Origin of the sequence: Novacetimonas hansenii JCM 7643, from assembly GCF_000964405.1 — a bacterium.
GTDB lineage: Bacteria > Pseudomonadota > Alphaproteobacteria > Acetobacterales > Acetobacteraceae > Novacetimonas > Novacetimonas hansenii.
Genome location: NZ_BANE01000172.1, coordinates 25,917 through 35,007 on the forward strand (window position 1 = coordinate 25,917; position 9,091 = coordinate 35,007).

The 9,091-nt window shown below is 61.0% G+C and carries 9 protein-coding genes; 2 read left to right on the plus strand and 7 right to left on the minus strand.

The window, feature by feature from the left end; translation table 11 throughout:
- The first annotated feature begins 215 nt into the window (after positions 1 to 215).
- Positions 216 to 419 (plus strand): hypothetical protein, encoded by a 204-nt coding sequence (locus B7G66_RS12080; RefSeq protein ID WP_003616784.1) that lies wholly within the window; start codon positions 216 to 218, stop codon positions 417 to 419.
- A 461-nt stretch (positions 420 to 880) separates the two neighbouring features.
- On the opposite strand, the gene B7G66_RS12085 is transcribed toward B7G66_RS12080, so the two are convergent.
- The 7 genes from B7G66_RS12085 to B7G66_RS12115 form a co-directional block, all read right to left on the minus strand.
- On the minus strand, positions 881 to 1,819 hold the full coding sequence (locus tag B7G66_RS12085; protein WP_003616786.1) for an electron transfer flavoprotein subunit alpha/FixB family protein: 939 nt from the start codon (positions 1,817 to 1,819) through the stop codon (positions 881 to 883).
- Between the two features lie 2 nt (positions 1,820 to 1,821).
- Positions 1,822 to 2,571 (minus strand): electron transfer flavoprotein subunit beta/FixA family protein, encoded by a 750-nt coding sequence (locus tag B7G66_RS12090; protein WP_003616787.1) that lies wholly within the window; start codon positions 2,569 to 2,571, stop codon positions 1,822 to 1,824.
- Positions 2,572 to 2,658: 87 nt separating this feature from the next.
- Positions 2,659 to 4,296 (minus strand): electron transfer flavoprotein-ubiquinone oxidoreductase, encoded by a 1,638-nt coding sequence (locus B7G66_RS12095; RefSeq protein ID WP_003616789.1) that lies wholly within the window; start codon positions 4,294 to 4,296, stop codon positions 2,659 to 2,661.
- Between the two features lie 169 nt (positions 4,297 to 4,465).
- Positions 4,466 to 5,152, minus strand: a complete 687-nt coding sequence (locus B7G66_RS12100) for a 2OG-Fe(II) oxygenase (protein ID WP_003616791.1) — start codon at positions 5,150 to 5,152, stop codon at positions 4,466 to 4,468.
- Entirely contained in the window at positions 5,149 to 6,519 is a 1,371-nt protein-coding gene (gene hemN, locus B7G66_RS12105) for an oxygen-independent coproporphyrinogen III oxidase (RefSeq protein WP_040510308.1), read from the minus strand. Before hemN ends, B7G66_RS12100 begins: the two co-directional genes overlap by 4 nt.
- 4 nt (positions 6,520 to 6,523) lie before the next feature.
- Positions 6,524 to 7,309 (minus strand): OmpW/AlkL family protein, encoded by a 786-nt coding sequence (locus tag B7G66_RS12110; RefSeq protein ID WP_003616794.1) that lies wholly within the window; start codon positions 7,307 to 7,309, stop codon positions 6,524 to 6,526.
- A 104-nt stretch (positions 7,310 to 7,413) separates the two neighbouring features.
- A complete protein-coding gene (locus B7G66_RS12115) occupies positions 7,414 to 7,902 on the minus strand; it encodes a hypothetical protein (RefSeq protein WP_048859222.1) in 489 nt (162 codons plus the stop codon).
- 204 nt (positions 7,903 to 8,106) lie between these two features.
- Between B7G66_RS12115 and B7G66_RS12120 the strand changes: the two genes are divergently transcribed.
- Positions 8,107 to 8,862 carry a Crp/Fnr family transcriptional regulator gene (locus B7G66_RS12120; protein WP_048859223.1) on the plus strand — a complete coding sequence of 252 codons (756 nt, stop codon included), beginning with the start codon at positions 8,107 to 8,109 and terminating at the stop codon, positions 8,860 to 8,862.
- Positions 8,863 to 9,091: the final 229 nt, after the last annotated feature.

Sequence of the window (9,091 nt, forward strand, 5' to 3'; positions counted from 1 at the left end):
ATAAAATTCCACATGATGTCCTCATGTGCGGTCAACTGACGGGATACATTGCCATGGCGATGTGTCCCGTTTTTTTTGTCTCTTACCTGGGGTAGCCGTGCAGCCTGATGGGGGGAGACAACGGTATTTTACCTGTTGGTAGATCCCCGATGAGGCGTAAACTTTACAAAGGATGGCTTTTCATGGGGGCCATCCAAGACAGAAGGATACGGATCATGTCCAGACTGACAGCCGCCGAACGCGATGCCCTGCCGGATTCGGCATTTGCCCTGCCCGGCCGACGCTATCCCATCCCGGATGAGACACACGCCCGTGATGCCCTTGCACGGGCAAGCGAGATGCTTCATCGCGGCAACCTGACGCAGGAAGAATACGATACGGTGGTCCGTCGCGCGCGCGCCGTGCTGGGTGAGGGATAAGGGTGCAAAGCCGCGCCTATCCCTGTCCATAAGGGGTTGTTTTTAATTAACAAATTTACAAATCAGGATAAAATTCCTTCGGTGGTGTCTTGTTTCAAAAAGGCTTCACCAAAATCTTTATGCCTTTTCAAACGACCTCTTGGAGGCTGTTTGAAAAGGAAGGCTCAATAACATCCTGAAATTATAAAGGTTTTTTTGGTGAAGCTTTTTCCAGAAAGCTTCAGAAAACGTCGCCTTTTTCGATCAAAAGGCGACACCCAAAAACCTTTCTTGTTTTTTTATCAATGAGTTGTTTTTAAACAATTTCTCAAGAGGTCTATCGCGGTTTTTCCTTGGGAAAGCCCCAAAAAAGAATGCCGCCTTTTTTCAAAGGCGGCACCCTGAAATTTCCAATCATCATGCCGCCCAAAGGGGAATGCCCTTTGGCGGTGTCCAGGGGCAGCGCCCCTGAATGGCCGGGATCAGCCTGCCTTGTCGAGTTCTGCTTCCAATGCAGGCAGCACCTCGAACAGGTCCCCCACCAGCGCATAATCCGCAATCTGGAAGATCGGGGCCTCGGGGTCCTTGTTGACGGCAACGATGACCTTGCTGTCTTTCATGCCCGCCAGATGCTGGATCGCGCCGGAAATCCCCATGGCGATATACAGTTCCGGCGCCACGATCTTGCCGGTCTGGCCCACCTGGTAATCATTGGGCACGAAGCCTGCATCAACCGCCGCGCGCGATGCGCCGATAGCGGCCCCCAGACGGTCAGCGAGCGGTTCGAGGAGCTTGAAGTTTTCCTCGTTCTGCATGCCGCGTCCACCGGACACCACGACGCGTGCGGACTCCAGTTCCGGACGCTCCGACTGCGACAGTTCGGTGCCGATGAACTTCGATGTGTCCTCGCCCGCCGGGGTGGCAACGCTTTCGACCGGGGCGGAACCGCCCTCCGTCGCGACGGGATCGAAGGCGGCGGCACGGACAGTCAGCACCTTCTTCGCATCGGACGACTTCACCGTCGCCAGTGCGCTGCCGGCATAGATCGGGCGCACGAACGTGTCGGCGTCGATGATTTCCACGACGTCGGGGATAGGCTGCACATCCAGCAGGGCCGCCGCACGGGGCAGGATGTTCTTGCTGTTTGCGCTGGATCCACCAAGGATGTGGCTGTAGCCGTCGGCCAGCGACACCAGCAGGGCTGCCACGGGTTCAGCCAGCTCATCCGCGCTGGTGGTATCGGCGGCGGACAGGACTTTCTTCACGCCCGGTAGTTTTGCCGCAGCCTGTGCAGCTTCAGCAGCATTGCGGCCCACGACCAGCACATCGACATCGCCCAGCTTTGACGCGGCGGTAATGGCGGAACGCGACGCCTGCCGGATGGCGCCTGCTTCATGGTCGAGAAGTACGAGGACGGTCATGATCAGATCACCTTTGCTTCGTTACGCAGCTTTGCAACCAGTTCGGCGGCGGAACCTACCTTGATGCCCGCCTTGCGCCCGGTGGGTTCGGCCACGGATACGATGCTCAGGCGTGGGGTCATGTCCACACCCACATCGGCGGGCGTGATCTTTTCCATCGGTTTCTTGCGTGCCTTCATGATGTTCGGCAGCGAGGCATAGCGCGGTTCATTCAGGCGCAGGTCCGCCGTGACGATGGCGGGCAGCGCCAGTTCGACGGTCTGCAGGCCACCGTCGATTTCGCGTGTGACGGTGGCCTTGCCGTCATGCAGTTCCACCTTGCTTGCGAACGTGCCCTGTGGCCAGCCCAGAAGCCCCGCGAGCATCTGCCCCGTGGCGTTCATGTCGTCGTCGATCGCCTGCTTGCCAAGGATCACCAGATCAGGCTTTTCCTTGTCCACCAGTGCCTTGAGCACCTTCGCCACCGCCAGAGGTTCAGTCACGCTGTCGGTTTCCACCAGGATGGAACGGTCAGCACCCATGGCCATGGCGGTGCGCAGCGTATCCTGAGACTTGGCTTCGCCAATGGAGACAACCACGATTTCGGTGGCGACACCTTTTTCCTTCAGGCGGACGGCTTCTTCCACGGCGATTTCATCAAACGGGTTCATCGACATCTTGACGCCAGCGGTTTCAACACCGGTGCCGTCGGCCTTCACGCGCGGCTTGATATTGTAATCGATCACGCGTTTTACGGGGACAAGAACCTTCATCACATCTCTTCTCGGTCTGTGTCTGGATGGGGGATCGGAAAACGGGGGACGCCATGACGGGGCCATGACATCCCTGTGGGCATGGGATTACATGCCGCCGGGGTAGTTCGGACCACCTGCCCCTTCGGGCGTGACCCAGTCGATGTTCTGGGTCGGGTCCTTGATGTCGCATGTCTTGCAGTGGACGCAGTTCTGCGAATTGATCTGCAAGGCCGGGGCGGCCTGCTCATCCACGACCTCATACACCCCTGCGGGGCAGTAACGGCTTTCGGGGGAGCGGAACACATCCCAGTTGACGGTCTTCCACATGGACGTGCTGCGCACCTTCAGGTGCACGGGCTGGTCTTCTTCATGGTTGGTGTTCGACAGGAAGACGGACGACAGCTTGTCGAACGTGACCTTGCCGTCAGGCTTGGGATAGTCGATCTTGGGCGAGATGGAGGCGGGCTCCAGCGTCTCGTTATCCGCATGGCGGGTATGGAGCGTCCATGGCGCGCGACCGCGCAGCAGCATGGCGTCGATGCCGGAATACAGCGCGCCGCCCTTCATGCCAAAGCGCGCGAAGGCCGGGCGGATGTTGCGCACGCCGCGCAGTTCGTCCCACAGCCAGGATTCCCTGATCCGCCGCGTGTAGGAGCCCGGCTCCACCCGGTTGGTCAGGAAGGCTTCAGCCACGGCCTCGGCCGCCAGCATGCCCGACTTCATTGCGGTGTGCGTGCCCTTGATCTTGGGCACGTTGAGGAAGCCCGCCGTGTCCCCAACCAGCATGCCGCCGGGAAAGGTCAGGCGCGGAATGGACTGCAGCCCGCCTTCGGACAGGGCGCGCCCGCCATAGGACAGGCGACGCCCACCCTCGAAATACGGACGGAAGGAGGGGTGCAGCTTCACACGCTGCATTTCGTCAAACGGGGATAGCCACGTGTTGGGATAATCCAGCCCGACGACAAAGCCGTAGGAGACGAGGTTTTCCCCGAAATGATACATCCACGCCCCGCCATAGGTGCGGTCATCGAGCGGCCAGCCAAAGCTGTGCTGCACCAGTCCGGGGCGGTGCAGTTCGGCGGGGACTTCCCACAGTTCCTTGATGCCCAGGCCGTAGGTCTGCGGATCGACCCCTTTGCGCAGGTTGTACATCTCCATGACCTGTTTGGTCAGTGACCCGCGGCAGCCCTCGGCGAAGATTGTGTATTTCGCGCGCAGTTCCATTCCCGGCGCATAGTTGTCACCGGGCTTGCCATCGCGACCCACGCCCATGTCGCCGGTTGCAACGCCCATGACGCGCCCGTTTTCGGTCAGGACCTCCGCCCCGGCGAAACCGGGATAGATCTCGACGCCCATTTCCTCGGCCTGTGCGCCAAGCCAGCGGCAGACCTCGCCCAGACTTGCGATGTAATTGCCGTGGTTACGCATGTGCGGCATCACCCGGTCCAGCATCGGGATGCGGTAGCCGCGTGTGGGCGTCAGGTAGAGCATGTGCTCCTCGCTGACGGGGGTGTTGAGTGGCGCGCCAGTCTTACGCCAGTGCGGCAGGAGTTCGTCCAGCGCGCGCGGCTCGACCACCGCACCCGACAGGATATGCGCCCCGATTTCGCTGCCTTTTTCAATCAGGCAGACGCTGGTGTCAGGGGCCAGTTGGCGCAGGCGGATAGCCGCCGCCAGTCCGGAGGGACCGCCGCCGATGATTACGACGTCGAATTCCATAATCTCGCGCGGGTTTTCACTCATACCTAGATCTGTCCTCTTGCGCCATGACCGGGATGACATGGATAGGTGGGATACCACATGTAGCAACGCTTCCTAGAACCGTTTGAAACGGGAATAAAGGTTTGTGTGCATATATGTTGCGCATGTGGCGCATATCCACAGGCCGGACCCCGCAGGCCAGGCGTGTCGTTCAGGCCCGTGCGGGCGGGAACGCCAGTTCGTCGTGTGCCCGCCATTCGGGACCGACATAATTGACAATCAGCGTCCGGCGCAGCCCTGTGATGGGGCGGCGGACAAAGCCGTGCCATGACCGGTCGGACGGGATGAACAGCAGGCCGGAATTGAACGTACCCGACGCCCGCGCCACGGTCTCTCCCTGCGGGGTCAGCAGGTCGGTGCCCCAGTCATGGGCATTGGCGTCGGTGGAAAGGGAGATCAGCAAAGTCAGCCGTTTCGCCCCGATATCGGTATGCGGCGCCAGCCAGAACCCGTCCGTATCAAGGCATAGTTCCAGCCGCAGGAACGTCCCCGCGAGGTCGATGCCGCAGATCCGTTCGAAATGCTGCCGTGCCGCCGGGGCATCGAACAGATGTGCCAGATGGTCGAGCGCCGTGTCGTGCGCCCGTCGCGCAGGGGTCACGAAAATCCGGTGTCCGTTGCGCATGGCGCGCTGACCGCCGCTTTCACCCGCATGGAACCGCGTTCCCGGGTTCCAACCCAGCAGGGAGTGCGTGACCGATGGCGGCAGGACATTTTCCATGTTCCAGTGGGGGAACGGGTCCGACCGGCATGGGGCCGTCAGCAGTGCGGTGATGACGGAGGTGTTCGTGACGCCCGGCGTGGCGGCAGAAGATCGGGCGTGGGGGGGCATGGTCATATTCCGCTGGCGTGGCGCTGGGGCATGTCCATCTCAAGGTGGTGGTCGAACGCGGCCGCAACATGACGCAGGAACGCGCGTCCGGCCTCGGTCACGTGGAGTCGCTGGCCCGAGATGATGACAAATCCATCCGTTTCCAGTCCAGACAGTTTGCGCATGTCGTCGCTGAAATATCCAGCGCGCAGCCCATGGCGGGCGATGAATGCGCCAAGGTCGATTTCCATGTCGCACATCAGGCGTTCGATCAGTTCGGCGCGCACACGGTCATCATCGGTGCGGCGCACCCCCCGGACAACCGGCAGGCGGTCGGGTGTTTCGCCCATCAGGCGGGCATAGGCCGCGGCCGATACCGCATTCTGCGTCATGCCCTGCGGGAAAGAGGATATGGCCGAGGCCCCCACACCGATCAGGGTCGTTGCCGGATCGGTGGTATAGCCCTGGAAATTGCGATGCAGCGTACCATTGCGCGCGGCGATGCCCATCGGGTCGGCATGGTGGCTGTAATGGTCCAGCCCCACGGGCAGGTAGCCTGCGGCGCACAGGGCATCGTTGATGGCCGCGCGCTGTTCGAACCGGGCGATGGCATCGGGCAGTTCGCCTGTCGGCATCAGGTTCTGGCGCTTTTGTTTCCATGGCACATGGGCATAGCCGAAAACCGCGAGCCTGTCGGGGGACAGCGCCGCGATGGCGGTGGCCGTGTCGCGTACGCCCCGCACGCTCTGTCGTGGCAGGCCATAGATCAGGTCGATATTGATGGCGCGGATACCCGCCCCGCGCAGTGCGTCGATACAGGTGCGTGTCTGCTCCAGGCTCTGGATACGACCACAGGCTTCCTGCACGGTGGGGTCGATATCCTGTACCCCCAGGCTTGCGCGGTTGAAGCCGAGTTCATGCAGGACCGCCGGATATTGCGCGGGCAGATGGCGGGGGTCGATCTCTATGCTGATTTCGGCATCGGGCAGCAGCGTGAAGCTGTTGCGGATGGTCTGCATCACCTGCCGCAGCGTGCCCACCGGCAGGGTCGTGGGTGTCCCCCCGCCCCATTGCAGGTGTGAGACGGGATGGCCCGCGCCAAGCTGTTCGGTAACGCGGCGCAGTTCCTCGATCAGCAGGGCGGCATAGGCGGCCCGGGCATCGGCGCTGCGCAGGACGGCAGTATTGCAGCCACAGAACCGGCAGAGCGTATCGCAGAAGGGAACATGCAGGTAGAGGGAGAGCGCATCCCCCGCAGGGACGGCCCGCAGCCAGTCGCGGGCGTCATCCGGCCCCACGGCGTCAGTGAACTGCGCCGCCGTGGGATAGCTGGTGTAACGTGGCAGGTTCCGGGCATACCGCGCAACCAGCGCGGCGGGGTCCGCCACGTTCATGTCATCAGAACCGGTAGGCGATACCGGCGGAAACGACCGTCGGATCCAGCGAGTCGTGGGCACGGACCTTGGTGGTTTCGGAGCCGTTTTCAGCCCATGCGTGCATGCGCACGAACATCTGCTTCACGTCGAAGTTGAAGAACCAGTTGCCCACCAGCTGGTAATCCACACCGGCGTTGATCGACGGACCACCGGTAAAGCCGGAATTCAGCTTCGTCAGGCCAAGCGCACCGCTGGCGTTCATGTTGTGGAACCACATCATCGTGCCACCCACGCCCACATACGGGTTCAGGCGCTTGTGCGGACGGAAATGCCATGCCGCCGTAATCGTCGGCGGCAGCACCCAGGCGCTGCCGACGTCGGTCTTCCCGCCCAGCGCGCCGCCTTCGCCCGCGACCTCATGACGGGTGCTGGTGGCGATCAGGTCCAGCGAGATATTGTCGGTCAGGAAGTATTCGAACGTCAGTTCGGGCATGACCTGATTGGTCGTCTTGATGCGCGCGCCCGGCAGGGCTTTGCCATCAAGCCAGACCTTGCTGTCACGATCTTCCGGCAGCACGCCGACGGCCGAGAGGCGGATCATGAAGTCACCCTTGCCCAGACCGATCTTGGTGCTGGAGCATGTCTCAAAAATGCCACAGTGACCGTGGGGACGCGAAGGGGCGACCGGGGCGGCAAGCGGGGCATTCACATAGGCGGACGGCGTCGCAGTCTGAGCATGGCCCGCGACCGGCGCGACAGCCGCGGCGCCCAGCGCCGCCGCAAGGGCAGTGTTACGCATTTTCTTCATCTGGTGCGGACCTTTTCATTCTGACGACTGGACGTCGTAATCAACGTGTTTTGATGACTGGCAACAATCACGCGGCGCTTACATCGCACCTTGATATGGATCAATCAGGCGGGGGGCGAGAAACCGTTAATTTCCGTCAAAAGCAGTGTTCTTTCGACTATGTGGTCGGCAGGACACACTTTTGGGTCCTGTGATGTCATTTTTGCGATGGGCTGCATTGTTCGCATTGCATGACATCCGAGTTCCTGCGCCAGGCGTGTCATGGCCGGGTGAAATGCGTTCATGACGTGCTGTGCATCGCCGGGCGTCATGACGATGCAGTGGTCACTGGTCAGGACCTGCCCAAGGCGGATGTCGAAATCACGGCGATAGGTCGCCATGGCGCATGGCAGGCCGCGTGTCCCGTAATGCGCGACCAGGATTCCCTGACGCGGGCGCTTGCGCTGTGCGGACATCCGGCGACCGACATCCATCCATCGCCGTCGTTCCATTTCGGGAAAGGCATGCTGGATCAGGGGATAGAGGACCAAAATATCCGCAGCGCCAAGCCGCCGGACCGTCAGGGAGGAGTGTCCATGCACTGGGGGCGGCATCCTTAATTTTCCGATGATTGCAGACTGTTCTGATTTACCGGATTGGGATCGGGGCTTCGCATTGATTTATATCAAGGGGTCAGACATAGTGTCGGGCCTTCGGGGCGCAGTTATTTCGCCGGTGCCCACAGTGCCATGCGCTGCGTCCCGCCCGGGACGACCACAGGGTGTTGCATTGGGCAACAGCAGGGAATTGGGATAAACATGCCGGATACGTCTTCGTGCCAGTTCGAGCAGCGACCACGGCGCCTTGTCATGGGGGCGGTTGGTCTCCAGCCTGATTTCTGCAAGATGTGCAATGTGCGCCCATCCAGCGTGTGCAGCGCCATTGAGGACGAGGATATCTCCCGCCTGTCCGAGGCGGCGGTGGAAACCATCATCACCCCAGGCCGGTGCTTCATCGAGGAAGGGGAGCCCGCCACCGATTTCTTCAATGTCACTTCTGGCACGGTCAAGCTGTTCAAGGCCCTGCCCGATGGGCGGCGGCAGATTACAGGATTCGCAGGGCCGGGTCATTTCCTCGGGCTTGCGGTATCCGACCGGTATGCTTTCGGCGCGGAAGCGGTCGATACCGTGCGCCTGTGCCGCTTCTCGCGGGAGCGGATGCGCGCCCTGCTGGATGATTTTCCCCGCATGGAACGCCGCCTTCTCGAAGAGGCATCCAACGAACTGGTTGCGGCCCAGAACCAGATGTTGCTGCTTGGCCGCAAGACTGCGCGTGAACGCGTCGCCAGTTTCCTGTTGGACCAGGCCAATCACGGTGAACTCAACAGCGCGGGGCAGTTGCACCTGCCCATGACGCGCGGCGATATTGCCGATTACCTTGGCCTGACCATTGAGACCGTCAGCCGTACCCTGAGCTGGATGCGTGCGCAGGGGATGATCGACGTGGGCAAGGGGTATGCCATCACGCTGCTGTCGCGGGAACGACTCGAAAGCCTTGCTGAAGGTGAAGACTGAGGGCTCTCAGTTACGGGATACCGCCAGCTTGCGATAGCCGGGCGCTGCCTGGGCCCGGCAGGTATCGCGATCCCTGCATGAAAATTCCAGGATAGTTTTTGGTGTTACCTGGTTTTCTACGAGATTGTTTGAAAATAACTCATTGATAAAAAATAATAAAAGTTTTGGGGTGCCGCCTTTTTTTTAAAGGCGGCGTCTTCTGAAGCTTTTTAGAAAAAGCTTCACCAAA

What these genes read in the sequence shown, in the direction of transcription:
- B7G66_RS12110 (WP_003616794.1), bottom strand. Translation starts at nt 7,309, where the DNA reads ATGAAGAAAATGCGTAACACTGCCCTTGCGGCGGCGCTGGGCGCCGCG.
- B7G66_RS12090 (WP_003616787.1), bottom strand. Translation starts at nt 2,571, where the DNA reads ATGAAGGTTCTTGTCCCCGTAAAACGCGTGATCGATTACAATATCAAG.
- hemN (WP_040510308.1), bottom strand. Translation starts at nt 6,519, where the DNA reads ATGAACGTGGCGGACCCCGCCGCGCTGGTTGCGCGGTATGCCCGGAAC.
- B7G66_RS12100 (WP_003616791.1), bottom strand. Translation starts at nt 5,152, where the DNA reads ATGACCATGCCCCCCCACGCCCGATCTTCTGCCGCCACGCCGGGCGTC.
- B7G66_RS12080 (WP_003616784.1), top strand. Translation starts at nt 216, where the DNA reads ATGTCCAGACTGACAGCCGCCGAACGCGATGCCCTGCCGGATTCGGCA.
- B7G66_RS12115 (WP_048859222.1), bottom strand. Translation starts at nt 7,902, where the DNA reads ATGCCGCCCCCAGTGCATGGACACTCCTCCCTGACGGTCCGGCGGCTT.
- B7G66_RS12085 (WP_003616786.1), bottom strand. Translation starts at nt 1,819, where the DNA reads ATGACCGTCCTCGTACTTCTCGACCATGAAGCAGGCGCCATCCGGCAG.
- B7G66_RS12120 (WP_048859223.1), top strand. Translation starts at nt 8,107, where the DNA reads ATGCCGGATACGTCTTCGTGCCAGTTCGAGCAGCGACCACGGCGCCTT.
- B7G66_RS12095 (WP_003616789.1), bottom strand. Translation starts at nt 4,296, where the DNA reads ATGAGTGAAAACCCGCGCGAGATTATGGAATTCGACGTCGTAATCATC.